This is a genomic window from Paenibacillus sp. J22R3 (assembly GCF_056269305.1).
The window spans coordinates 1,444,992-1,470,558 of record NZ_JBWDNS010000001.1; the positions used below are offsets into that span (position 1 = coordinate 1,444,992).

At 50.4% G+C, this 25,567-nt stretch carries 26 protein-coding genes; 1 reads left to right on the forward strand and 25 read right to left on the reverse strand.

Annotation, left to right across the window (positions count from 1 at the left end):
• Positions 1-16: 16 nt before the first annotated feature.
• The 21 genes from asnS to AC0YN4_RS06735 all read right to left on the reverse strand — a co-directional run bounded on the left by asnS (position 17) and on the right by AC0YN4_RS06735 (position 21,269).
• Entirely contained in the window at positions 17-1,312 is a 1,296-nt protein-coding gene (gene asnS, locus AC0YN4_RS06635) for an asparagine--tRNA ligase (protein WP_475779425.1), read from the reverse strand.
• A gap of 51 nt (positions 1,313-1,363) precedes the next feature.
• Positions 1,364-2,563, reverse strand: coding sequence for an acetate/propionate family kinase (locus AC0YN4_RS06640; protein WP_475779424.1), 1,200 nt, complete (start codon positions 2,561-2,563; stop codon positions 1,364-1,366).
• Positions 2,560-3,435, reverse strand: a complete 876-nt coding sequence (locus AC0YN4_RS06645) for a 3-hydroxyacyl-CoA dehydrogenase family protein (RefSeq protein ID WP_475779423.1) — start codon at positions 3,433-3,435, stop codon at positions 2,560-2,562. The genes AC0YN4_RS06640 and AC0YN4_RS06645 overlap by 4 nt, the downstream gene beginning before the upstream one ends.
• A gap of 87 nt (positions 3,436-3,522) precedes the next feature.
• Entirely contained in the window at positions 3,523-5,043 is a 1,521-nt protein-coding gene (locus AC0YN4_RS06650) for an AAA family ATPase (RefSeq protein WP_475779422.1), read from the reverse strand.
• On the reverse strand, positions 5,036-5,572 hold the full coding sequence (locus tag AC0YN4_RS06655) for a hypothetical protein (RefSeq protein ID WP_475779421.1): 537 nt from the start codon (positions 5,570-5,572) through the stop codon (positions 5,036-5,038). The genes AC0YN4_RS06650 and AC0YN4_RS06655 overlap by 8 nt, the downstream gene beginning before the upstream one ends.
• A 152-nt stretch (positions 5,573-5,724) precedes the next feature.
• Positions 5,725-6,246 (reverse strand): cell wall elongation regulator TseB-like domain-containing protein, encoded by a 522-nt coding sequence (locus AC0YN4_RS06660; RefSeq protein WP_475779420.1) that lies wholly within the window; start codon positions 6,244-6,246, stop codon positions 5,725-5,727.
• Complete coding sequence (locus tag AC0YN4_RS06665) at positions 6,246-7,547, reverse strand: amidohydrolase (RefSeq protein ID WP_475779419.1); 1,302 nt, start codon at positions 7,545-7,547, stop codon at positions 6,246-6,248. Before AC0YN4_RS06665 ends, AC0YN4_RS06660 begins: the two co-directional genes overlap by 1 nt.
• The gene (locus tag AC0YN4_RS06670; protein ID WP_475835430.1) at positions 7,528-8,184 is read right to left on the reverse strand and encodes a redox-sensing transcriptional repressor Rex; all 657 of its coding nucleotides are present in this window, start codon (positions 8,182-8,184) and stop codon (positions 7,528-7,530) included. The genes AC0YN4_RS06665 and AC0YN4_RS06670 overlap by 20 nt, the downstream gene beginning before the upstream one ends.
• Positions 8,181-11,099: an ATP-dependent DNA helicase DinG gene (dinG, locus tag AC0YN4_RS06675; RefSeq protein WP_475779417.1), complete on the reverse strand. Its 2,919-nt coding sequence runs from the start codon at positions 11,097-11,099 to the stop codon at positions 8,181-8,183. The genes AC0YN4_RS06670 and dinG overlap by 4 nt, the downstream gene beginning before the upstream one ends.
• 24 nt (positions 11,100-11,123) lie before the next feature.
• The gene (locus AC0YN4_RS06680; RefSeq protein ID WP_475779416.1) at positions 11,124-11,918 is read right to left on the reverse strand and encodes a tetratricopeptide repeat protein; all 795 of its coding nucleotides are present in this window, start codon (positions 11,916-11,918) and stop codon (positions 11,124-11,126) included.
• A 128-nt stretch (positions 11,919-12,046) separates the two neighbouring features.
• The gene (gene panD, locus AC0YN4_RS06685) at positions 12,047-12,430 is read right to left on the reverse strand and encodes an aspartate 1-decarboxylase (RefSeq protein WP_090976662.1); all 384 of its coding nucleotides are present in this window, start codon (positions 12,428-12,430) and stop codon (positions 12,047-12,049) included.
• The gene (gene panC, locus AC0YN4_RS06690) at positions 12,345-13,313 is read right to left on the reverse strand and encodes a pantoate--beta-alanine ligase (RefSeq protein ID WP_475779415.1); all 969 of its coding nucleotides are present in this window, start codon (positions 13,311-13,313) and stop codon (positions 12,345-12,347) included. Before panC ends, panD begins: the two co-directional genes overlap by 86 nt.
• A complete protein-coding gene (gene panB / locus AC0YN4_RS06695) occupies positions 13,310-14,272 on the reverse strand; it encodes a 3-methyl-2-oxobutanoate hydroxymethyltransferase (RefSeq protein ID WP_475779414.1) in 963 nt (320 codons plus the stop codon). Before panB ends, panC begins: the two co-directional genes overlap by 4 nt.
• Before the next feature lie 406 nt (positions 14,273-14,678).
• Positions 14,679-15,656: a biotin--[acetyl-CoA-carboxylase] ligase gene (locus tag AC0YN4_RS06700; RefSeq protein WP_475779413.1), complete on the reverse strand. Its 978-nt coding sequence runs from the start codon at positions 15,654-15,656 to the stop codon at positions 14,679-14,681.
• Positions 15,653-16,996 carry a CCA tRNA nucleotidyltransferase gene (locus tag AC0YN4_RS06705; RefSeq protein ID WP_475835431.1) on the reverse strand — a complete coding sequence of 448 codons (1,344 nt, stop codon included), beginning with the start codon at positions 16,994-16,996 and terminating at the stop codon, positions 15,653-15,655. The genes AC0YN4_RS06700 and AC0YN4_RS06705 overlap by 4 nt, the downstream gene beginning before the upstream one ends.
• A 44-nt stretch (positions 16,997-17,040) precedes the next feature.
• Complete coding sequence (gene bshA / locus AC0YN4_RS06710; protein WP_475835432.1) at positions 17,041-18,201, reverse strand: N-acetyl-alpha-D-glucosaminyl L-malate synthase BshA; 1,161 nt, start codon at positions 18,199-18,201, stop codon at positions 17,041-17,043.
• A gap of 126 nt (positions 18,202-18,327) precedes the next feature.
• Entirely contained in the window at positions 18,328-19,026 is a 699-nt protein-coding gene (gene bshB1 / locus AC0YN4_RS06715) for a bacillithiol biosynthesis deacetylase BshB1 (protein WP_475835433.1), read from the reverse strand.
• Positions 19,023-19,442, reverse strand: coding sequence for a methylglyoxal synthase (locus AC0YN4_RS06720; protein ID WP_090976676.1), 420 nt, complete (start codon positions 19,440-19,442; stop codon positions 19,023-19,025). Before AC0YN4_RS06720 ends, bshB1 begins: the two co-directional genes overlap by 4 nt.
• 69 nt (positions 19,443-19,511) lie before the next feature.
• Entirely contained in the window at positions 19,512-20,318 is an 807-nt protein-coding gene (gene dapB, locus AC0YN4_RS06725; protein WP_475835434.1) for a 4-hydroxy-tetrahydrodipicolinate reductase, read from the reverse strand.
• A gap of 7 nt (positions 20,319-20,325) precedes the next feature.
• Positions 20,326-20,871 carry a tetratricopeptide repeat protein gene (locus AC0YN4_RS06730; RefSeq protein WP_475779408.1) on the reverse strand — a complete coding sequence of 182 codons (546 nt, stop codon included), beginning with the start codon at positions 20,869-20,871 and terminating at the stop codon, positions 20,326-20,328.
• A gap of 53 nt (positions 20,872-20,924) precedes the next feature.
• The gene (locus AC0YN4_RS06735) at positions 20,925-21,269 is read right to left on the reverse strand and encodes a nucleotide pyrophosphohydrolase (protein ID WP_475835435.1); all 345 of its coding nucleotides are present in this window, start codon (positions 21,267-21,269) and stop codon (positions 20,925-20,927) included.
• Between the two features lie 179 nt (positions 21,270-21,448).
• Here AC0YN4_RS06735 and AC0YN4_RS06740 point away from each other — a divergent pair, with 179 nt between their 5' ends.
• Entirely contained in the window at positions 21,449-22,276 is an 828-nt protein-coding gene (locus AC0YN4_RS06740; RefSeq protein ID WP_475780087.1) for a YitT family protein, read from the forward strand.
• A 5-nt stretch (positions 22,277-22,281) separates the two neighbouring features.
• Here AC0YN4_RS06740 and AC0YN4_RS06745 read toward each other — a convergent pair whose 3' ends face one another.
• The 4 genes from AC0YN4_RS06745 to qcrB all read right to left on the reverse strand — a co-directional run bounded on the left by AC0YN4_RS06745 (position 22,282) and on the right by qcrB (position 25,554).
• Positions 22,282-23,199, reverse strand: a complete 918-nt coding sequence (locus AC0YN4_RS06745; RefSeq protein WP_475779407.1) for a sporulation protein YpjB — start codon at positions 23,197-23,199, stop codon at positions 22,282-22,284.
• A gap of 44 nt (positions 23,200-23,243) precedes the next feature.
• On the reverse strand, positions 23,244-23,816 hold the full coding sequence (locus tag AC0YN4_RS06750) for a DUF1405 domain-containing protein (RefSeq protein WP_475780086.1): 573 nt from the start codon (positions 23,814-23,816) through the stop codon (positions 23,244-23,246).
• 162 nt (positions 23,817-23,978) lie between these two features.
• A complete protein-coding gene (locus AC0YN4_RS06755; RefSeq protein ID WP_475779406.1) occupies positions 23,979-24,860 on the reverse strand; it encodes a c-type cytochrome in 882 nt (293 codons plus the stop codon).
• A 22-nt stretch (positions 24,861-24,882) separates the two neighbouring features.
• The gene (qcrB, locus tag AC0YN4_RS06760; protein ID WP_090976689.1) at positions 24,883-25,554 is read right to left on the reverse strand and encodes a menaquinol-cytochrome c reductase cytochrome b subunit; all 672 of its coding nucleotides are present in this window, start codon (positions 25,552-25,554) and stop codon (positions 24,883-24,885) included.
• Positions 25,555-25,567: the final 13 nt, after the last annotated feature.

Consider the following 25,567-nt stretch of genomic DNA (forward strand, 5'->3'; position numbering starts at 1 on the left):
CTCCCTCCCCTTGCGCTTACGGATACAGACGGTACAGCAAACGAGGGAACGGAATCGTTTCACGCACATGCTCCAAGCCGCAGATCCATGCCACTGTACGCTCTAGCCCCAGTCCGAAGCCGGAATGCGGCACTGTGCCGTATTTGCGCAGGTCTAGGTACCATTGATACGCTTCCGTTGACAATTCATGCTCAGCGAAGCGTTCTGCCAGCAGCTCCGGATCGTCGATCCGCTGCGAACCGCCGATAATCTCGCCATACCCTTCAGGCGCAATCATATCCGCACAAAGGACAACCTCCGGACGGTTCGGATCCGGCTTCATATAGAACGCTTTGAACGATGCTGGATAATGGGTGATGAACACCGGTCGATCATAGCTCTCCGCGATTGCCGTTTCATGCGGCGCCCCGAAATCTTCGCCCCACTGAATTTCATGCTTGTTCTCCTGCAAGAAATCGATCGCCTGGTCATACGTAATACGCGGGAATGGCGCCACGATGTTCTCCAGCTTGCTGATATCGCGGCCAATCGTTTCAAGCTCCTTACGGCAGTTCTTAACGACATTTTGCACCACGAAAGAAACGAATTGCTCCTGCACGCGCAAGTTTTCTTCATGATCCACGAACGCCATCTCGGGTTCGATCATCCAGAACTCGATCAAGTGACGGCGAGTCTTCGACTTCTCTGCACGGAATGTCGGGCCGAAGGAATACACTTTGCCAAGCGCCATCGCTGCGGCTTCCATGTACAGCTGACCGCTCTGCGTCAAATAAGCATCCTCGTCAAAATATTTCGTGTGGAACAGGTTCGTCGTGCCTTCGCAAGAAGAAGGCGTCAGAATCGGCGGATCCACGAGCGTAAATTGACGATCGTCAAAGAACTGCTGAATCGAGCGGATAATTTCCGCACGAATAACGAGAATCGCCCGCTGCTTCGGCGAACGCAGCCACAGGTGACGACGATCCATCAAGAAGTCGACGCCATGCTCCTTCGGCGTAATCGGATAGTCTTGCGCAATTTGGATAACTTCGATATCTTCAACGGTTAGCTCGTAACCGGACTGACTGCGCGGCTCCTCACGCACAATGCCTTTCACGTAAAGGGAGCTCTCCTGCGTCAATTCCTTCGCGGAGTTCCAAATCGTTTCCTCGATTTCACTCTTTACAACAACACCTTGCACATAACCTGTTCCATCGCGCAGCTGTAGAAATTGGATTTTACCGCTGGAGCGTTTCCCGTTCAGCCAGCAGCCAATCCATACGGATTGTCCGGCAAAATCCTTCAATTGTCCGATCGTCGTTAATGTTTTCATCGTTTATTTCCGCCTTTCCGTCTATACGGATCTTCATATTCATTAAACCATCTATTCTTTCACGATCTCATACGTATCTCTTGCAATTAATAGCTCTTCATTCGTCGGAACGACTAGCACACTGACGCGTGAGTCATCCTTCGTAATGTACCGCACTTCTTTGGACCGCTCTGCGTTGCGATCTTCGTCGAGCTCGATACCGAGGAAAGTCAGCTGCTCGCATACCGCTTTACGGACGGCAACGGAATTCTCGCCTACACCGGCTGTAAACACGACTGCATCCAAGCCATTCATACCGGCCGCATAGGCACCGATATACTTGCGAAGGCGGTAGGTGTACATATCGAAAGCCAGCTTCGCATGCTTATCGCCATCTTCCATCGCGGTCACGATTTCACGCATATCGCTGCTGATGCCGCTAATGGCCATGAGTCCGCTATGCTTATTGAGCATGGAGTTCACTTCATTCAGCGTCAGCTCTTCTTTGTTCATCGTAAAAGGCACGATTGCCGGATCCAAATCCCCGCTCCGCGTCCCCATCATCAACCCTTCAAGCGGCGTTAATCCCATACTGGTGTCAAAGGACTGTCCATTCAGAATGGCCGCGCAGCTGGCGCCGTTTCCGATGTGGCAAGTTACGATCTTCAGCTCATTGAGCGGCTTGCCCAGCTTCTGTGCAGCTAGTTTACTCACATAGTTATGCGAAGTGCCATGGAAGCCATAACGCCTGATTTTGTGGCGGCGGTACAGTACCATTGGAATGGGATACAGAAACGTCTCTATCGGCATGGATTGGTGGAACGCCGTATCGAATACGACAACCTGCGGCACGTCCGGCAGGTTCAATTCAACGGCAGTAATGCCCATCATCGCCGGCGGATTATGAAGCGGCGCCAAGTCGAACAAGCGCCTGATTTCTTTCTTCACATCAACGGTGACGAGGGTAGACTGTTTGAAGCTCTCGCCGCCGTGGACGACCCGATGACCAACGGCCTTGATTTCATCCAACGATTTCAATACGCCATGTTCGCGGTGCACCAATATGTTGCTGACTTTGCGGACAGCTTCATTATGATCGAGAATTTCACTAACCCGATTCACCTCAATACCGTCTGTCGGTTCATGGGTCAGAATCGAATCATCCATGCCAATCCGCTCTACGCGGCCTTGGGCGAGAACCGATTCATCCTCCATGTTGTACAGCTGATATTTCAACGAAGAGCTGCCTGCATTCATAACGAGAATGATCATACTCGGCCTCCATCTTTATCGTAGCTGAAGAAGCCGGCGCCGCTTTTCACGCCGAGCTGCCCGCCTCGCACCATTTTCTTCAGAATGAAGGATGGCCGGTATTTGAGCTCCCCGTATTCTCGGAACATCCGCTCAAGCGCCGCGAGCACCGCGTCGAGACCGAATCGATCCGCCATCTCGAACGGTCCGTGCTGGAACGAATAGCCGATTCGCATAGCGCTGTCAATATCGTCAGCCGAGGCGACTCCTTCCTCAAGCACGTGCAGCGCCTCATTTATGAACAGGCAGATAAGCCGCGTAGTGACGAAACCGGGCGACTCGAACACCATGACGCCTTTCTTATGTATCGTTTCCTCAACAAAATGTTTGGTTTGCTCGAAGGTTTCATCTGAGGTTCTGAGACCGCGCACGATCTCTACCAAATCCGTCTTACTGACCGGATAGACGAAATGCATGCCGATTACACGCTCCGGATGATTCGTCACACTTGCAAGCTCGGTTAAGCTTAGTGTTGACGTATTGCTCGCCAGAATAACCTGCGGCGCGCAAATGTGATCCAGCTGCTTGAAGATGTCCAGCTTGCTGTCCACATCCTCCGTAATCGTCTCAATGACAAGCTCGCATTCAGCCAAATCGGAGAACTTCTCCATCGGATGAATCCGGTTCATAACCAGCTTCTTCTCCGCTGACGTAAGCGCCCAACGCTCCATCTGCTTGTCTAAGCTTTGTTCAATCATATTGATCGCATGATCCAATCGTGTTTGGTCTTGTTCTACTATGTAGACCTCAAGACCGTTAAAGGCCAGCATTTCACAAATGCCCTGCCCCATCGTACCGGCGCCAACGACGCCTGCTTTACGTACCGCTGTCAACGTTCACACCTCCATAGTTCTGTGTCTATTATACATATTTTTAAATCAAATAAGAAGGCGGAGGGGCTCCGCCTTCTTCGTCATCCATTATTGTGCTGCGAGCAGCTGTTCCTCTGAAACGACCTGGCCAAGTAAAGAACGGAAGCGGTCACCGCTCAACGTTTCTTCATTGGTCAGCACCTTCAGTGAGGACGTAAACACTCCACGATTACTCTCCAGCATGCGTTTCACACGTTCCATAAGCTCATTTAAGATACGTCCGTTCACATCCGCCCACTTGTCGGGCGTCATCATCGAGCTGTCGATAATGCCAAGATCGGTAAGACCTGATTCCACCATAGAACGAACGATACTCATCGCCTGATCGAAATCTCCTCTGGAGCCTGTGCTGCGTCCGCCATAGAAGATCTCTTCCGCTGCAGCTCCGCCTAACGCAATCATAATCTGACCTTCCAAGAACGGCTTCGTATACAAATACTTATCCTGCTGCGGGTTATGACGTACATAACCCAGCGCCTGTCCTCTAGGCAGCAGGGCTACCTGGGAAACACTGCCCGGACGTATGAGTTCCGCTGCAATCGCATGGCCCAATTCGTGCAAAGCCACACGTTCACGCTCTTCACTCGTCGCTTCGCGATCCGTGCGTTCACCCATCATCACTTTATCAATGGCCATGGATAGATGACGTTGGCTAATCACTTCGCCTTCTTCACGCATTGCATAGATGGCAGCTTCATTCATGACGCTCTCCAGCTGTGCGCCGGAGAACCCGAAGGACTCTTCCGCAATCTTATCGAGGTTTACTTCCTCGGTATGGAGCGGTTTGTTCTGCGCATGGATATTAAGAATATGCGAGCGGCCTTTCTTATCCGGCAAATCAACGGCGATATGACGATCGAACCGGCCGGGACGAAGCAGTGCACTGTCCAGCATTTCCTTTCGGTTCGTCGCGCCGATCAACAGAATACGCGGTGTATCCGACGTATGGATACCGTCAAGCTCAGTTAAGAGCTGATTCAGCGTTTGGTCATACTCGCGCTGCTGTCCGCCGTCGCGTTTTCCACCGATAACATCGATCTCATCAATGAAAATAACGGCACTTTCCTTGTTCTGCTTAGCCGCCTTCTGGCGGGCTTCCTTGAACAATTCGCGGATACGGCTTGCGCCGACGCCGACATACATTTCAACAAATTCAGAACCGGATGCGGCCACATAGATCGAATCCGTATAATGAGCTGCCGCTTTCGCCAGCAGCGTTTTCCCTGTTCCCGGAGGGCCTGTAAGCAAAATGCCCTTCAGTGGTCGAATACCGAATTTCGAAATTTGATCGACATGAATCAGAAAATCAAGCGCTTCGACGAGCTCCTGCTTCGCTCGGTCCTGACCGCCGATTTGGTCAAACGAAAGCGGCTTCGTCACTCTCGCCTTTCCTCTGCTTCCACCGCCTACTGTAGCCAAATTCCCACGTGACTTCGCCATGTAGAGCAATCCACCGACAATAACAGCAAGAAAAACAAGTGGAATGGTGTTTACACCTACATAAAACTGCAGAAATAAGATAAAAACCGGCACGAAGCCGATCGCCATTTCTTTCCCATACTTAAACATTCGGCCACGCTCCCAACGTATTTGGCGTACGAGGCAATAGGATGTACTTCTCCGATTTACTGTCTTTTAACGTAATATAGACATTCGTATCATCCATTTCAGATACTGCAGTAACACCGGCGTTTTGGCTCTGGATTTGTTTCAAGGTTGCCGGAATATCCGCGTAATTGCGATGCTCCATGGCTTGGGCGACATCGAAGAGCATCGTCGACCAGATGTCATCCAGCTGCTTTGACGTCTTGTCATTACGAATATCAAGCATAAGCTCACGATTCCCGATCATGTTATCGCCTTTCGTAGCGATCGTATCGTACACGTTCCGCAGATTTGCATCACGGTCCAGCTTTAAATCGATCGTAACCGAGCTGCGACTGATTACCGGCTCTCCTTCTATCACTCCAGGTGTTTCGGCAACTATGCGTTCAAGCGGCTCAATCGTCGCCACATTACGGTGTATATACCAACCGCCTACTAATAATCCGGCAGAAATAACTGCAGTAATAATGGCTGGAAGTAAACGTATTTTCATAGCAAAAAGCCCCCTTCATCGAACAATTTGCGCTGCACTTTCGTCTATCACTTGCTGCTATACGAAAGTATATCACAACCTGCAGATACAGAGGGCGTGTAATAAAAGGGAACTATGGTCGATCTTACTGCATGTTGATTATCGTTCTACTCCTACCTTGCAGGAAGCTTATACGTAATCAAGAACACGCCATCGCGGAAGCGATAAAACTCGTAATAATGATTCGTCACGCCGGCTTGATCACGGGAATAGAATACTTCCCAAACCGGCTCGCCACCGAATAGGCCGAGCTTTAAGTGTGAGATGGCAGCGTCCGGCTTCCCAAGCAGAAACCGTTCCTTCATCTCGGATTTAGCAATACCTTCATTCTCTCGCAGCGTAATGGACTCATTCTGCTTCAGCCATACATATGTAGTATCGCCATTATGGTCCTTTCCTTTTACGACCCAGACCGGTTCGTCCCAAACATAATGATAAGAGTTGTCCACGCTGCTGAGACTGCCGCGATCCTTCGCTTCGGCTTCTGCAGCTTGTTCTTCCTTCCAAACAGGAGTCTGCACAGACCGGTAATACCAGTTTAGCGCAATCAAGATAAGAATGATCACGGTGGCACTAAGCGCAATCCAGCGGCCTGCTGACATTACCGGCGGTCTTTTGCGTCGATTAGCACGCATTAGCTGGAGAGCAGCCTTTCGAAGCAGCGCTGCGCCTCAGCGCGAATTTGTGCTTCATCCAGGAAGACACATTCGCCTTGCTTCACGACTTGAACGCCATCAACCCATACATGAACAACGTCGCGGCCTGATCCGGAATACACGAGGTGGGAGACAATTTCAGTCTGTGGATAGAAATGCGGCTGTTCGATATTCAAAGCGATAAAGTCGGCCTTCATACCCGGTTTAAGTGCGCCTAAGCGCTCCTCCTGCCAAATCGCTCGTGCGCCGTATACGGTACCAAGCTTAAGCGCTTCCCATGCCGGAACTGCAGTCGGATCGCCGGAGATCCCTTTGTGAATCAATGCTGCCAACCGAATTTCATCGAACAGGTCCAAATTATTATTGCTTGCCGCACTGTCCGTCCCAAGCGATACGGTTACGCCGGCTTTCATCAGATCCGGTACACGCGCAATGCCGCTCGCAAGCTTCAGGTTGCTGGCAGGGTTATGGGAAACACTTACGCCACGCTCGGCAAGAAGCGCGATCTCTTCATCAGTTAAATGAACCGCATGCGCGACCAAAGCCGGACGGGAGAAGAAACCAAGCTTGTCCAAGTGCTCGACAGGCCGGCAGCCGTAATCATTGACATTGAACTGCACTTCCGCAGCCGTTTCCGACATATGTGTATGAAGCGGCAGATCCAGTTCGTTCGCAGCTTCTACGATACGAGCGATATAATCCGGAGGACATGTATATGGAGCATGCGGTGAAAGCATCGTACGAATACGGCCGTTTGCTCTTCCGTTCCACTCTTGCGCAAATTGCTTTGCTTCATCCAGCTTGGCAGTTTGCACGTCCGGCGGGCAAAGTCCAATTACACCGCGAGTAAGCAGGCCGCGCATACCGGATTGCTCTACAACCTCAGCTACGATGTGCATCCGATCATACATATCGACGAATGTTGTCGTTCCGGATTTCAGCATCTCGGCAACGGCCAGAGCAGTCCCCCAGCGAGCATCCTCATCCGTATATTTGCCTTCCATCGGCCACATCTTCTGCTCGAGCCATACTTGCAGCGCTTCGTCATCGGAATAGCCGCGGAGAAGTGACATTGCAGCATGTCCATGCGTATTGATTAAACCTGGCATGAATACCAGCCCTCGTCCATCTATACGTTCAGCCCCTGCCGGAATCGGGTCCGGCGCTTGCTCATCCAGATACAGAATGGTATCGCCTTCCACGACCATATGGCCCTTCAATACGGGACGCTGCTCGTCCATCGTGACAAAAGTACCGTTCTCAATCCACAACCGTTTCATTCTCGTCGTCCCCTTCTTCATCCAAGTAATACGCTAAGCTCATCAGCTCAGTAGTGAAATTCGCATAATGGATACGCACATGCTCCTGCACTCTGAGAATCGTAGGAGCAAAATTCAAGATGCCATCAACGCCGGCCTCGACGAATTTATCTGCTACATTTTGCGCTTCAATTGCAGGTACTGTAATGATTCCTATGCGGATATTGAGTTCAACGACCGTTTCTTTCAGCTTATCCATCGACATTACAGTCAACCCATTAATGGAAGCACCCACCATAGAAGGATGAACATCGAAGACGGCAGTGATTTTCATATTATCCTTCAGATACGTATTATAGTTGCAGAGTGCTCGTCCTAAGTTCCCGGCTCCGACCAGCCCTACATTCAGCGGCTGGTCCAGCTTTAGAATTTGACGGATTTTCTCGATCAAATAAGTGACATCGTAACCGATCCCTTTTCGGCCAAAATCGCCAAAGTAAGCGAGATCCTTCCGGATTTGTGCCGGATTCAGATCCAGCTTATTGCCAAGATCTTGTGATGAAACCGTCTGAACATCCCGCATGTTCAGATCGTTCAAGACCTGCAGATAAACCGGTAGTCTGCGAACGACCGCCTCGGATATTTTCATCGGCTTCATTTCTCCACCTCTTCTTCACTTGGAGTTGAACTTGGACTTGGTGCAAGCCATTCGCGTATGCGAGGAACAATTTGCTCTAAATGCATATGCTCGATCTTCGGCCCCGGTAGGGAATACAGAAAATATTTGCCATAATACGTATCAATCACTCTGGTATCGTAGATAAGAACAATGCCGCGGTCCTTACCGGTCCGCACAAGGCGGCCAAAGCCCTGCTTGAAGCGAATTACCGCCTGCGGGATGGAAAGCTTCATAAACGGGTTCTGCTTCTGCTCCTGCAGCAATTCAGACTTTGCTTCCACCAGCGGATGGTTAGGCGGCTGGAATGGAAGTCTGACAATCGCCAGACAGGTCAATGCATCACCGGGAATGTCTACGCCTTCCCAGAAGCTGCTTGTTCCAAGCAGAACAGAAGCTTGCTGCTGTTGAAATCTTCTGGTTAGTTTGCTGCGATTGCTGCTGTCAATTCCCTGTCCCAGAACATGAATTCCGGTTGGCGCCAGCGCTTCCTTGAGCGGATCATAAACCTGCTTCAGCATCCGATAGGACGTAAACAGAACGAGCATACGACCTTTTGTCTCAATCGCCGCCTCTGTCAATGACTTTACCAGCATATCATTGAACTGTGGATCTCCTGCGGCACCTTTCAGTACAGGGAAGTTACGCGGGATAATGACCAGCGCTTGTTCTCTGTAATTAAACGGTGACGGCAGTTGAACCGTCTTCAGGCGTCCCTGCTCCTCATCTTTGGTTAGACCCAGCTGCTCACATGCATATTGGAATGATTTCTGAACGGATAAGGTCGCTGAAGTGAGAATGACGCTTTTCTTAATATCGAAGAAATAAGTACGCAGCTGGCTGCTCACATCCGCAGGTACAGCGTATAGCTGAATCGATTTGGCTCTTGAATTGCTGTTCGCTTCAAGCCAGTATACGGTATCGGTCTTATCTGCTTTCATGAATTGTCGCAAATCATCTCTGGCCCGGGACAGGTCTTTGATCGTGCCGCTTAAGTCCGTCACCAATGCGGCGATGCCGGGATCATCGATCTCTTCTTTAATGGCTGCAAACACTTTATCGAGAGGACGAATGATTTGGCTTAAGTATCCGTTAATCGCTTCCTCAATGAGCTGTGCATCCGACCAATAATCCGGCAGCTTGCCGCTGCGGAGTCTGAGCACGAATTGCCCGGTTTCCCCGCTAGAGCCATCCCCTGTGCTCTTCGTACCTGGAGCACCGTTGCCCATCAGCGTGTACAGCATTTCAAACAAGCGATCCCACTCATCACGCAAGTCGCCGAACACCGGAACAACTTCATCGATTTCCTCGCGCCATTTCTGGGTTTTCTCGACGTCCTCGTTCGCCAATCTGCTCTTAAGCGCAATCAACTGGCCATTGCGTGCATCTTTGCAGAGTCTTAGTACCGGATGCTGGACGGAATAATAGGAAACCTGCGTACCCAAATGTTTGCCTGCGACCTCTTCCAAATGATGGGCTTCATCAAGGATGAGATGCTCATATCCCGGAAGCAATCGATGATCCGCTCGTATATCCGTGAAAAGCATCGAATGATTGGTAATAACGACATCCGCAATATTGGCTTCCTGCTTCGCGCGATGATAATAGCAGCGTTTGAACCAGGGACAGGCACGATTGAGACAGGAGTCGGTGTCACTGGCAACCGTTCCCCAGAAATCAGCACCCCGATTGCCAAAATTAAGCTCTTCCTGATCACCGTGATTCGATTCACTCAGCCATACGACCATCTGCGAAGCCGTAATTCGATCCTCTGCCGGTGAAGCGAAATCACGCATATTTACTTTACCTTCAAACTTGCGTAAACATAAATAATTGCCGCGTCCCTTAAAGACGGCGGCTCGGAATGGATAAGGCATGACAGCCTGCAGCAGCGGCAGATCGCGTGCCCGCAGTTGTTCCTGCAGGTTAATCGTGTGCGTGCTGACGACTATCTTCTGATTGTGCTGGACACCATAGTACAGAGCCGGGATGAGGTAGCCCAGCGACTTTCCTGTGCCTGTACCTGCCTCTATGAGCAAATGACGCTCCTCTTCCAGCGCATCAATCACTTCTTGGAACATCATGTTTTGCGGTTCTCGCTCTTCATAACCAGGAACAAGGGCGGCAATTTCGTTCTTGATATGCGTCAGAAATTGCGGGAACGTCCAGTCCGTCACAGACGTTCCGGATTCCTCGTCCATGTTCTCCCTTGGATGCTGTTCCTCTGACCAATCGCCGGCTTTCATGGCAAATTGACGGAAGTAATGATAAGCATCGGGATCGATGGACGTTTGCGTTTCTTTCATGAAGGCCATCTGAGAAACGTACCATCCTAAATCATCCAAGTCATCGCCGAGCAGGTTCGCCAGACGCTGCAGCGTTAGCAGCGGTAATCCCTTCAGCTTGTTATAGCAAATGCTGAACAGTTCCGCTGTTGCCATCGCATCGCTGTCCGCGCGGTGATGTTGGTTATGTTCAATTCCGAAAAATTCAGTCACCGAGCCCAGCTGATAAGTCGTTAAGGTAGGATAAAGAATGCGCAATAAATCAATCGTATCCAGTCGTCTTCCGTCAAAAGGCAAATAACCGCAGCGATCCAGCGCCGAATTGAGAAAGCCCGCATCAAAGCCGACATTGTGAGCAACGAGAACGGCGTCGCTGAGCATGGGTATGAGCTCAAGCAGTACCTCATCCAGCTCCGGCGCATTCGCAACCATTGCTTCATCAATGCCGGTTAGCTGCGTTATGAACGGTGGAATCGCAATCGTCGGTTTGACGAACGTACTGTAAGAATGAACAACGTTTAGTTCTTCATCCAGCAGCACAAGACCTACTTGTATCATTTCATCACCGGCACTATGACCGGTCGTTTCCAAATCCAGTACGGCATAATTCATCCGGTAAGTATCCTCTCACAAAAACTAAAGCTGGCCACTCCCGAATAAAAGGGATAGCTGGCCTGCATGCTGCTCGCATGACTTCATATTCGACAATGGATCCATAAAATTAGGATCTGCTTCATGGGCCTTCTCAAAGTAGACGGCCGCCTGTTCTAAATTCATGCGGACAGCTTGTATGCAGCCCAAGGCGTTAAGGCCAAGCGCCTTCCACTTCGGATGCTCGGTAACTTCTACAAGCAGCTGAAAGTGACGCTGAGCTTCATGCCATTCCTGCAAATGCATGCATGTCATGCCCAGGAACAGCCGTGCACGATTATCGTCCGGCGATCTTCTGACCGCATCTTGAAAATGCTTAAATGCATCTTTAAACATAAATAATTTAAAATAGCCTTGGCCTTTGGACATCGCCTGCTGCATCTCGAACGCGGCATCATCATCGAAATCATCGCATGGAACCGACTTCTCGATAGCTGCAGCCACGGGGGGATTCCCTTTGCTTGCTGCAGCAGGCTTCTGCTGCTGGAGGGGCGGTGCAGGGACAGCCGAGATGGTCTTCGGATAACCGGATGCAGGCGCTGTCGGCTTCGGAGGTGCTTGGCCAGTACTGCTGCCTTTCGAATGTGCCAGCTGCAGATCTCGGAAATCCGCCATCTTCTCTTCAAATTGCAGCCATTCCTCGATAAAGGTATCGCTGAATTGTTTCAGGGAGGACAACTGATCATCAAGCTGCTTGCGTTGTGCGCCGTTTGCGTGCGGATAATGGATAATAATTTCTTCGAGCATTTCCTGCATGGTAGCAAATACATGTTTGAACATATCGTCGCACCCACCTTCACGCCAGGATAGAAGTGAATTTGTTATGCTCATTCTTTGCCCCCGCACTGCTTTTCATACTCTGTCCCAGACGTTTCACAGCGCTGGCATCAAGTCGGGCAGATGCCGGTTTACAAAATAGTGGAATGCAATTCCTGCTCAAGCATTTGAACAGGCTTGTTTCCTGCATCAAGGATGACAACCTTTGGTTTATACGTCCGAGCTTCTTCCTCGGTCATCATGCCGTATCCAATAATAATGACATTATCTCCGGGTTGTACGAGGCGTGCCGCTGCGCCGTTCAAACAGATCACGCCGGAGCCGCGCGGCCCTGTAATGACGTATGTTTCCAGGCGAGCACCGTTATTATTATTGACGATTTGCACTTTCTCATTAGCCCAAAGATCGGCAAGCTCCATCAAGTCCTCATCAATGGTGATGCTGCCCACATAATTGAGGTTCGCTTCCGTGACGGTCGCTCGGTGAAGTTTGGATTTCATCATCGTTCTGAACATTTGTGTCACCTCCGCCGAGTTGAAATAAACGATTGTCAATTAAGCGCGTACTGCCGAATTTGACTGCAAGCGCAATAATAATGGTTTGAGATAAAGCAGATAATTCCGTATTGGTACCTATAGGCGATAAATTCGGATAAGTAAGAAGTTCAGCATAATCAATCTCTGCGAACGGAACGGATCGAATCGAAGCCGCGATTAACTCAGACAGCTTCAGATGCGTCATTCCAGGCTGCTTGAGCCAGCTCTCAGCCGCTCTCAGCGTCTCGGACAGGATTACGGCCTGCTTGCGCTGATCGTCGCTTAGATACACGTTCCGCGAGCTCATGGCGAGGCCATCTGCTTCACGCACTGTTTCGCAGCGGACAATCTGAACCGGCATATTGAGATCATGCACCATCTGCTCAATGACCGCAACCTGCTGGGCGTCTTTCATGCCGAAATAAGCACGATTCGGTTGAACCAGATTAAACAGCTTGCTGACTACGATGCCGACGCCATCGAAATGGCCCGGTCGCGAGGCACCGCATAATCGTTCAGTCACCTCGGTAATCAGTACTTTGGTTAACGGTTTGGTCGGATACATCTCCTGAACGGTTGGCGCAAACAGCAAGTCAATACCATTTGCTTGAGCAAGGGCGGAATCCCGCTCCAAGTCCCTGGGGTAGCGGTCGAAATCTTCATTCGGTCCAAATTGAAGCGGGTTTACGAATATAGTTAAAACCGTATAATTGCATTCTTCACGTGCCCGCTTCATCAGGCTTGCATGACCTTCGTGCAGAAATCCCATTGTAGGAACGATCCCGATAAGCCCATCCGGCTTACTCTTACGCTGCTTTGCCAGGTGAGCTTTAAGCTCTTGAATCGTGGTACATATGATCATACAAGTCCGCCTCCTTTGACGGCATCTGCCGCAGGCTTCTCAGCCTGCTGGGAAGACACTGATGCCGCCGTTTCTCCTTTATCGGAGTTGGAAGCCGCACTTGCGTTTGCGTTTGAACCCGAGCCGTAGAGCTGCCTAAGCATTTCCTGCTCCATCGGGAACGCGTGCGCTTCCTGCGGGAATTCACGGGACTTCACCTCGGATACGTATGCGCCGATCGCGCTTCGGATCGTTGTTCCGAGGTCCGCATAGGTCTTGACGAACCGTTTCTCCCGGTATGGCGACGCATATTGCAATATATCGTGATAGACAAGCACTTGACCGTCACAACCGCGTCCTGCACCGATCCCGATGGTCGGAATCGAAAGTGCCGACGAGATGGCTTCAGCCAGCGGTTCCGTCACAAGCTCCAGCACGATACAGAATGCCCCGGCGGCTTCAAGTGCCTTGGCATCTTCGATAAGCTGCTGCGCTTCGCGTTCAAGCTTGCCTTGCACGCGATAACCGCCGAGCTGATGAACGGACTGCGGTGTAAGCCCGATATGCCCCATAACCGGAATGCCTGCTCTGACACAAGCGGCGACCTCATCCGCGATATCGGCGCCGCCTTCGAGTTTAACGGCATGCGCGTAACCCTCTTGCAGCAATCGGCCTGCATTGCGAAGCGTTGTCTCTTTGCCAAGCCGGTACGTCATGAATGGTAAATCCGCGACAATAAATGTATTTGTTGCACCACGAGCTACTGCTCTGGAATGATAAACCATGTCATCTAAGGTTACTGGAATTGTCGTATCATAGCCGAGCACTACGTTACCGAGTGAATCACCGACAAGAATAACATCAATTCCCGCTTCTTCGGCAAGCTTAGCCGAAGGATAATCATAGGCGGTCAGCATGGAAATCGGCTCGCCGCTTTGCTTCATTTTCTTAAGCTTCGTAATAGTCAACGGTTGTTTCATTGCTCCGTCCTCCTTCAGGGATTGGTCCGACTCCCTCTCGTGGATCTGTAAAGCTTAGTTTAAGCTTTCACGATCGCGGGTCGTCCTATGTGATCAACACAAAAAAACCTTCTAGCACCCGCTACAAAGGTCCAATCCAAAAAGGAACGTCCTGTTTCAAGGTGAAACGACTGCCACCGACCTATTGGCGGAGAAGCGTTTCAAGAAGAGCTTCCTTCTGTCTCGGTCCCTAACGGCTCAGAGCAGAATGCGCACTGCCTAACGATACATCCAATTCTATCCGCAAACTGAAAACTGAAGCTCCACTTTCCGGTGCAGTTCGTACGCGACGATACCACCCTTTAATGGAGCATGCTAGTAAGGCGAGTATATCAAAAAATCGATGCCGCGTCTATGAACCCTTCGCCTATCCTTGGGGCACTTGTTCGCTCGAAAATATCGGTACAATCGTCCCATCGCTCTTCTGTACAAGCAGCGCACCTTGCTCATTAAGTCCAACCGGTGTTGCAATGGTTTCGCCGCCTGAGAGAATCAGTCTTGTCGGCTTATTCAGCGTAACAGACAGCGCCTCCCATAACATTCGAATCGGACCAAAGCCGTCCTTCTGATAAATTGTATAAAGCTGCTCGAACTGTTCGAAGAAACCTGCGATAATTTCAGCCCGATCAAGCGGTCGACCAAGCTCGATCTGCAGCGAAGTTGCAATATCCAGCAGCTCCTGCGGGAAGTCCTCGGCTGTTAGGTTGACGCTAATCCCAATGCCGGCAATGACGTAACGCAGCCGTTCTTCCTCAGCGGTGGATTCGAGCAGAATACCGCTGATCTTCTTACCGCCAATCAGCAGGTCATTCGGCCATTTAATCCCGATATCGAGCGGGGACGCAATTGCTCTTAACGTGCGGCACAATGCCACGGCTGTCAGCAACGTCAGCTGTGGGGCAAAGTGCAAGGGCATTCCGGGTCTCAGAATAAAGCTCATATAAATGCCTTTACCCGATGGCGACACCCATTTGCGCCCTAATCGTCCTCTTCCGCTTGTTTGCTGCTCCGCGATCACCAGTGTGCCTTCTGCCGCACCTTCTTCTGCCAATCGCTGCGCTATATTTTGCGTGGAATCCACGGAGTCGAACATCCGGATCTTCTGGATGATCGAAGATCCCTTACTCTGCAGCTTCATGGTCAAATCCTGTGGAGTCAGCTTAGCGGGACGGCCTATTAATCGATAGCCCAAACGTCTTGATGCTTCTATTTGATAACCTGCTGCTTCCAGCTTCTTAATGTGCTTCCAAACCGCTGTTCGGCTGATTTGGAGCTCTTGACTTAGCAGTTCGCCTGAAAGGTACCCAGTCGATTGCTGCTCTAACAGCTCTAGTATACGATTCATGTTAACTCCTCTTGGACTCCCGATCTATGGTTATGGAGCAATGCCGCAGCTGCTGCCTGGAGCAAAGCTTGTTTGTCATTCGGAATATCTCCGGCAGCCACTGCTTGTAACAGTTCATTTAACAGACTGCCCAGCCAGGGCCCCGATGATTGCTTCGAGAAAGCAAGAATATCCGTTCCTTTGACGGCCAGCTCTCGGACTTTGGAAGCGGGAATGGCAGAGAGCCACGCTTGGAGCTGTTCTACTGGGATATTAGACATTCCTGCCTCTGCCGAAACAAGCTCAGGGATTGCTGTCCCTATTCGCAGCCACTGCTGCGCGGCTTGTTTACTGTATTGCAAAATAGTTCGAATCCATTCGCGACGTCCGGTATCATTCAATTGTAGATCAACCTGCAGCGCGGTATGAATGCCGATCACAGCCTTCAATTGTGTACTGCGAACTGTAGCATAACGGAGCCTGGCAAACAATTCGTCAGCTTGTCCTTGATTAAGCCGCAGCGACATGCAAAGAGCAGCCCAGCGATCCTCATCGGATTCCAGTCGAACCATGGTTTGTATAACGGCGGTTCTCCTACTGCCGGCAGATTGCATGGCTGTATCTTTGCGCTCCCGCTTATACTGTTCAGCAGCTTCTATCATGAGTTGCGGCAGCTGTTCCTTCGTATGCCGGAGCAGACCGCTTACCGCCAGATAGGCGGCTGCACGTGCAGGATCACTGCCGCTGATCATTTTGTCGAGCTCCAGGCCGATTCGTTCCATCGCTATGTGTGCAAGCAGATGCTTATGGCGCAGTATCGCGCGCCAGGTCTGAGTCGCGATCCGCAGATCGAATGAGGCAGCAAAACGCACCGCACGCACAATGCGAAGCGCATCCTCTTGCAGCCTAGCATCCGGATCGCCGACGCAGCGCAGAATGCCCTCGCGTAAATCCCGCTGCCCGCCAAATGGATCATAGATTGAACCGTTACTTCGCATCGCCATACTGTTTATGGTGAAATCACGCCGCAACAGATCCTCATCCAAGCTCTTCACGAATTGCACCTGCGCAGGCCGTCTGAATTTCTCGTAAACCGATTCCGTGCGAAACGTTGTCACCTCGTAGGTTATTCGTTCATGCACGACCGTTACCGTTCCATGCTGCAGGCCGGTAGGAATCGTGTGCGGGAATACCGCAATTACCTGCTCGGGAGATGCAGCGGTTGCAATATCAACATCCTTGAGCGTCCGACCCGTAATGGTATCGCGTACGCATCCGCCAACGAACACCGTTTCATGTCCTAAGCTTTCAAGGGTATGAAGCAAAGGGAGCGCCCTTGTCAGCGCATCACTCCACGACATCGGCACTCCCTCCTCATGTTTTGTTTATCGTTCATCCTGTTTCATTAATCGCAGACCGGTACCGGAATCTCAGCTTCAATGCCGAGCACCTTGTAATAAATGCGCTCGTATTCAGCCGTAATCAAATCGTTACAGAACTGACGGCGTGCCCGGTGAAGACAAGCTTCACGAACTTTGCGATACAGCTCTGGATTACGAAGCAATTGAATCGCGTTGGCAGCCATGCTGTCTGTATCGCCAATCGGCGATAAGTAGCCGGTTTCGCCATGCGTGACAAGCTCGGGAATGCCGCCGGCAATCGATCCGATCGTCGGAACGCCGCAAGCCATGGCTTCGAGTGCAACAAGCCCGAAGCTCTCTTTCTCCGAAGGCAGCAGCATGACGTCCGCAATTGAGATTACCTGCGCCACATCATCCTGTTTGCCGAGGAAATGAACCCGATCCTGCAGGCCAAGCTGACGAATGCGCTGCTGAACCTTCGGCAGATCCGGTCCTTCGCCGACAAGCAGCAATCGACTTGGTACTTCCTTTGCTACCTTCGCGAAGATATCTACGACATCACTAAGCCGTTTAACCGGTCTGAAGTTGGAAATATGCATGAGTATCTTCTCGTCTTTACTTGCAAAGTCGCTTCGCAGCGAGCTGCATTCCCGCGGGTAATAGACGCGTTTATCGACAAAGTTATAGGTGAGCTCAATCGGTTTCGTAATATCGAGCAGATCGCGCGTTTCACAAATAAGATCTTTCGATACTGCCGTCACAGCATCACTCTTGTTAATGCCCATCCGGATCAAATCCTTGAGCGACTCATCCTGTGCAAGAACCGTGATATCCGTTCCATGCAGTGTTGTAACGGTCTTTAGATGATCGCCGACCATTTGCTTCGCCAAGAATGCACAGACGGCATGTGGAACCGCATAATGAACATGAAGGACATCCAATTGCTGATTTTTGACGACCTGCGCCATTTTGCTGGCTAATGATAAATCATATGGCGGATAACGGAACACGTAATAATCGTTTACTTCAACTTCATGATAAAAGATGTTTTTCTGGAATTGCCCAAGACGGAACGGAACGCTATGCGTAATAAAATGAATTTCATGCCCCTTCTCTGCAAGAAGCTTTCCAAGCTCCGTTGCAACAACGCCGGAGCCGCCAAGTGTCGGATAACAAGTAATCCCGATTTTCAAGCGTTTGGCCATGTCTTCCACCTCCTGTTGTACAACGCTATGGCTTAAGTAACGGATTCGCCATCCTTCGTGCGAATGAACTCGTTTTATCAATTATATGCCCTCAATTAGGCGAATTTCGCTACCTCAAACCATTCTCTAAAATAAAGTTACCGTATGCGGGCGCTTGATTGCAAATCCTTCCGCATAAGCCCAGCCCCTCGTCTGCCCGAGTAACATATCCCGCGCTTCAACACGCTGAATATATCGATCGGTTAACGGTGTCTGTACGCGGTCTTCCCCTTGCTGCGGCGGTGCAAACTGCGAGCGATAGGCTTGAAGCGATTGAATCTTCGTCTCCATATGCTCGCTGATATCCGTAATGAGACTAACCTCATTGCTGTCGTTTATGTAGTAGAAGTATAACTGCTCCACTTGAACAGGCGGCAATTCCGGCAAGTAATTGCGGAGCTTGGCATTGAAAACGGCCTCTTCGATCAGTCTGCTGCAGCTAACATGATCCGGGTGCCTGTCCGACCAATAAGGTGCGAAGACAAGACGAGGCCGCAACCGGCGAATTTCAGTTACGATAGCTGCGATCTGTTCAGCTGATCCGGTTAAGCCTCTGTCCGGTAGTCTCAACGTCGTACGATCGGATAAACCAAGCACCGAAGAAGCTTCGGCAGCTTCCTGCCGCCTCGTTTCCACGGTGCCATTAGAGGACATTTCTGCTTCTGTCAAATCACAGATCGCAACCTTAAAGCCCTCTGATGTATGTTTGGCAATTGTACCGCCCATGCCGATTTCAACATCATCGGGATGCGCGCCGAAAGCGAGAATATCAACGGCTTCGATCATTCCGCTTCACCCGGCTTATATTTGTGAACAAGCTCGCGCCATGCGAAGTCACCGCGTTGCAATGCCCTAACCAGCAGCTCGCCTGTCGCCACGTTCGTTGCTACAGGTATACCTTGTACATCACAAAGCCTCAATAGTGCGATGATGTCCGGCTCGTGCGGCTGCGCCATCAAAGGATCGCGCAAGAATATGATAAGATCCATTTCATTTTGTGCCACAAGAGCACCGATTTGTTGATCGCCGCCGAGAGGTCCTGACATGAAGCGATGAATCGAGAGCTTCGTTTGCTCCATAATTCGCGTGCCCGTCGTTCCTGTCGAATAGAGATTATGGCCTTGAAAAACATGCTCGTAGGCGATGACAAAGTTAACCATTTCATCTTTCTTTCGATCGTGCGCAATAAACGCGATGTTCATTACCAGCCGCACTCCTCTCCTGAATATCCGCATGTCGCATGATGTATTTGCGCGGTTTAATAAGTTATTTTAGTCCATCAAATGTTCGAAGCCATAAATAAGTCCCGTATAAGTCATTACTTTCTTGCACGCTACGCTGACACCCGGCATATAACCGGCACGTTCGTAGGAATCGTGACGAATTTTGAGCGTTTGCCCATGACCGCCGAATACAACCTCTTGTTGAGCAAACACACCCGGTAAACGAACACTATGTATACGGAATCCATTATAATAACCGCCGCGAGCGCCTTCGATAATTTCTTCTTCCTTCGGGTTCCCTTGACGCAGCTCTTGACGTGCTGCTGAGATCAGCTCTGCGGTCTTGATGGACGTCCCTGACGGAGCATCGAGCTTCTGATCTCCGTGGTACTCAATAATCTCAACATGAGGCATATACTTAGCTGCCTGCGCGGCGAATTGCATCATGAGGATGGCGCCGATAGAGAAGTTTGGAGCAATCAGAGCACCGATGCCTCTCTCCTTGCACAGCTCGTCCAATTCAGTCATTTGCTCAGGCGTTAATCCCGTCGTTCCGATAACCGGACGGACACCGTGAGCAATCGCTGCTGTCGTATTGCCATATGCGGCACTCGGTACTGTAAAATCAACAAGCACGTCTGCGTTTGCAGCTGCCAGTGCTTCGTTTAAATCTGCGCTGACTGTAACGCCGCAAGGCTGAAGTCCGACCAATGTACCGGCATCGATCGGACCTGCTGATGGAGATACCGCAGCCGCCAGTGTAAGCATTTCATCCTGTAGTACCATTTTGACGACCTCACGGCCCATGCGGCCGCTTGCTCCCATTACTGCTACTCGAATCAATTCCGTCGACATCCTGCTTTCACCTGTTCCTTTTCCGTTTAGTACGTTGACTGTTTGCTCTAAGCATTCGCCGCTTGCGATTCATATCGGCGAATAACCGGCGTGCAGCCGCATGCTCAGGCTCAAGCCTAACCGCCTCGCGAGCGTAGAGGGAAGCCTCTTCAAACCGGCTGACCGTCGCATAGGCTGCGCTTAGCATTAACAGCGCCTCGATATTGAGAGGATCCAGCCTCGATGCTTCATGAAGCAAGGCGAGCGCATCCTCGGTATGCGTTGGTGAACGAGACAACAATCCTTCAGCTTGCAGGACAAGCGCTTTAGCCTTTACTGTTTCCAGATGAAACTGATAAATCACTTGCAAAGGTTCCAGCTGTACCGCCTGTTCTGCATATTGGAGCGCCTTCTGCCATTTTCCGCTGCGGGCACAAGTGATCGAGCATTTATAGTAAGCTGCTCCATTACTCGGTTCCAGCGCAATCGCTTCTTCAAAAAACAGGATTGCCTGTTCGAAATCGCCGCTTAGGATGGCTTCGTAAGCTTTCTTAATCCTGCTCTCTCCGTCCATCCGCCCATCCTCCTTGTACACAGGTGATGGTACAGCATATGTAAGGACACGACTTACGGTTCGACGTTTTTTCGTGTCCAGCGATCGGCATCTCTTGTATTAAACTTGTGCATGATACGGTCATGTGCTTCGGTAAGGTCGATCCCTAATGAATTCGCAAAACAAATGACAATAAATAAGATGTCACCCAGCTCATTCTCGATGGAGTTGTCTGCTTCATCACTTTTCTTAGGTTTTTCGCCGAATTGATGATTCACCTCACGCGCAAGCTCGCCTACTTCTTCCGACATTCTGGCCAACATGGACAGCGGACTAAAGTAACCTTCCTTGAACTGCGAGATATACGCGTCGACTTCCCGCTGCAGCTCGGCCATCGATTTCTCTGACACTTGAAACATCCTCTCTGGACATGAGGTTCTTTTCATATGTTATATCAAAGCGCTTTTGAAAACAATGCTTTTGACAATCCCTGCAAAGAGACATACTATGTTAAAGCCTTCATAATTTTACGACCTTGCGTAAAGGAGAGGATTACTCTTTGAAAACCAATTATGCACAGCTGCTTCGCACGCTTCCGATGGTCATGCTGGGTACAGCCATCTATGCATTCGGGCTCCATTACTTTCTTATTCCGAATCAACTCATGGAAGGCGGCGTCACCGGGATTGCGATCCTGCTTAATTACTCGCTCGACTGGCCGCTTTCTATCTCAACCCTCGTGCTCAACATTCCGCTTTATTTCTTAGGATGGAAAGTACTTGGACGCTCACATACCGGCTATACAATATTCGGCAGTGTGTCCTTGTCTTTTTTTCTCTATTTAATGGAGAAAATGATCGCGGCAGGATGGGTTGTGCCGTTTCAAACCTCCAATGACTACATCCTCGCTGCTCTATATGCAGGTGTAACGCTCGGTGCAGGTCTTGGTATCGTGTTCCGCTTCGGAGGTACTACCGGCGGAGTCGATATCATTGCGCGCATTGCCTCTAAGCTGAGAGGCTGGAGCATGGGCCAAGTTATTCTATCGCTTGATATTCTCATTATCGGCATCTCGCTTCTGTACATATCGAAGGAGAAAGTGTTGTATACGCTCGTGGCCGTATTCATTGCATCGAAAATGATCGATTTCATCCAAGAAGGTGCGTATGCGGCAAAAGCATTCTCCATCATCACGGAATCAGGTGACGAGATAGGCCTGCAAATAACGAAAGAAATGGAGCGCGGCGTGACTGTATTCCCGGCGAAAGGCGCATACTCGGGCAAAGAAAAACAGGTCCTCTACTGCGTCGTCGCCCGTCATGAAATCCGACAGTTGAAATCGATCGTTCGCAGTATAGACCCGCTTGCTTTTATCGTGATATCCGAAGTACATGATGTGCTCGGTGAAGGGTTTAAAGAAGAGTAGCTCGCTTATTTGAAACGCTCGCGCGGAAACGGAATCCTGTTCGGCTGCTGCCTGTATTTGCGCCAGCCGGCCAGGGCTAGAATTGCCATGACGAATGCGGCAATAAACATTTCCGCGATTTGGGCGCGGCCATTGCGAAGACTGCCGACGGTCGTTCCCGGCGGAATCACTTCCGCGATTGCGGCTTCCCCGTCCGCGCGCTTAAACACCTGATTCGCGGCATGCTCCAGCCCGCTCAGCGCAATTTGCACCGCTTCCGGACTCGCAGTTCCACCTTCGACCCCTGCTAGCACCTGCTCCGCATACATCATCTGTTCCTTCAATTGTTTCAAACTCTCTTCATCGCGCTGCATTAATGCTGCAACCTCGAAGCGTTCCACATGCTCCTTGTAAATGCCGAGCGTCACTGATGCCGCTTCCGCACGCCCCTCAGACTGCATCTGCCAAGCCGTTCGAATCCGTTGTTCATCTTCTCGCAGTACACCTTCATATTGAAGCCACAGCGGCACCTTCGGCCTGTTTAACGCATCGCCGGCCAGCTTAAGTCTTGCCGCTTGCGTATACCATAACCTGCTTGCTTGCTTCTGCAAGAGAGCATCCTTCGCAAGAGCCATACTTTCGTCAAAAGCAGTCCAGCCTGCAGCCGTTCCGCTTTCTCGTACGCTCGGCGCCGCCGAAATCGTTTCAAGCCGCTGCAGCAGCGTAAACACCAGCTGGCGATTCGACCCATATGCAGCCGTATAAATTTGGTCTGACAATGCGCTTAACTGCGCGATCGCATTGAACCTTTGGTCGGTACCAGGCTCCGATGTCGATGCAGGCTTGGCCAAATTTCCGGCAGCATAAGTCGATAGATTGCAGCCGGAAAGAAGCACGATAATCACTGCACTGCATAACAGCGCGAATAACGTTGATGAACGCATGCTCTCATCCCCCCCATTATCAAAGTATGGGGGGATGTCCAAACTTAGACCTTACGAAATGAGATAAAGAGCCAAGTCGCCAGCACGCTGACGACGGACAACCCCATTGTAAAGGACTGAATCGCCGGCAAATCATTCTCCAGTACATCCGGAAGCCACGGATAGATGAAGTAGGTGTAATCCATCGTATCATTCAGCAGCAGCCACAGCAGCGCCAGAAAAGCAGCAAAACGGCCAAACACCATGAATCGGATATAGATCAGCGCTTCTACGGCCATCGCCAAATGGGAAACGATCAGCATGTAATGCTGCCATTCCAGCGGATCACCTTGCGCCGCGCCTGCAGCAATCATCGTCACTGCCCATATCCCGTATTTAATCGAGGTAACGACGCCAAGTGCTTCAATTATGGAGCGCAATCCTATGTAGAAGGGGTTCGGTTTCGCAAGTACAGGGAAGATAAGAAACAGCAATGATAAGGTAAAGAACAAGCTGGCTGTCGGACTGTCCGGCACAAAAACAATTCGCCAAGCCGGATGAAATTGCAGCGTGTATTCCATTTGCTTGCCATACCAGATGTAACCGTATACAGTTCCTGCTGCATTCGTGAACACCATCAGCCAGAGAAATAGCGGACTCGTCCACAAAGAGCGACTCCACAAGAATCCCGCAGTTTTCAACACCAGATCACTCTCCTACCAGACAAGGTTACAGACACCAAATTTAGTTTATAAAAAAACCTGATCGCAGCGTACGATCAGGTTTAGTTTGTGCTATGTTTATTCTGCTTTTTGCTTCGCAAGCCAAGTTGTCAGTTGATCGATTTCTTCAGCTGTCAGCTTGTCTTTGAATGCAGGCATGTTGTTTTTACCGTTCGTTACGATATCAACAAGCTCTTCCTTGCTGAATTCATCACCGATACCATGGAAAGATGGAATTCCTGCGCTTTCGTTACCTTTCAGGTCCGCACCATGACAAGCTACGCATTGTGCTTTCTTAGTCAGTTCGACAGCTGCGTCGTCTTTATCCACGAGCGGAACTTCAACAGCCGCTGCTTCTCCACCGCCGCCGCCGGATTCTGCGGCTTTCTCTGCGGCTTCACGCGCTTTCTCTTCACGTACGATATGCTCAGGAATCGTGTTCGTCAGCTTCAGCTCGTGCTGGTAGTGATCCCACGATTGCTTCGTAAGATAGAAGACGGAAATAAGCGACATGATCATCAGGATCGAAGTGATCGGACGTCTGTAGAAACGACGCTCTTTCCCTGTATCCAAGAATGGAGCCAGCATCAGAGCACCGAATGCGATACCCGGAACGCCTACAGTACCAAGAACGACATAGTCCTTCGATACGTATTGCAATTTAAGGAATTGATACAGGAACAGGAAGTACCAGTCCGGCATCGGAATAAAAGCTGCATTCGTAGGATCCGCCGGATAACCGAGCGGAGCAGCCTCTGAAATCGTCAGAACAAGGAATCCAACGAGTACGACAACACCAACCATCCACTCCTTAAGCAGGAAGTTCGGAATAAATGCTTCCGATTTGCCTGGATAAGCGGAATAGTCAGGTGGTGTAATCGGTCCAGTTACCGCTTTTTTACGAACCCGCGAGTCACCAACGAAGACAACTTTTTCGTTTGATTTGTGGCCGTGTGCCATTCGCAAAATGCCTCCTTTCGGCTTATAGTGGTCCCGAAATACCTTGCTTCCGGATCATAAAGAAGTGTGCCGCAAGAAGCGCAAGCAATGCGCCTGGCAAGAAGAAGACGTGGATAGCGAAGAAGCGCGTCAGCGTTTCAGCGCCTACGATCTCGCCGCCTTGCATCAATTCTTTGATATATGTACCGATGTACGGTACAGATTCTGCGATTTGAATACCAACCTTCGTCGCGAAGTAAGCTTTGTTATCCCAAGGAAGCAGGTAGCCTGTGAATCCAAGGCCCAGCATGATGAAGAAAATCAACATCCCGACAACCCAGTTCATTTCGCGCGGCGCCTTGTATGAACCAGTGAAGAATACGCGAAGCGTATGTAGGAACATCATGACGATTACGAGTGATGCACCCCAGTGATGCATACCGCGAACGATACCGCCGAAAGCAACCTTGTGCTGGAGATAGTCAACGCTCTTATAAGCATTGATAATATCCGGTACGAAGTACATCGTCAGGAACATACCCGACAAAATTTGAATGACTGTGATGAAAAACGTCAATCCGCCAAAGCAGTACACGAATGCGGAGAAATGATGAGCAGGGTTAACGTGCTCCGGAACTTCATGGTCCGCAACGTCCCTCCACATCGGCGTAATATCAAGACGTTCGTCAATCCAGTTGTATACACCTTTTAACATCTGAGCTTACGCC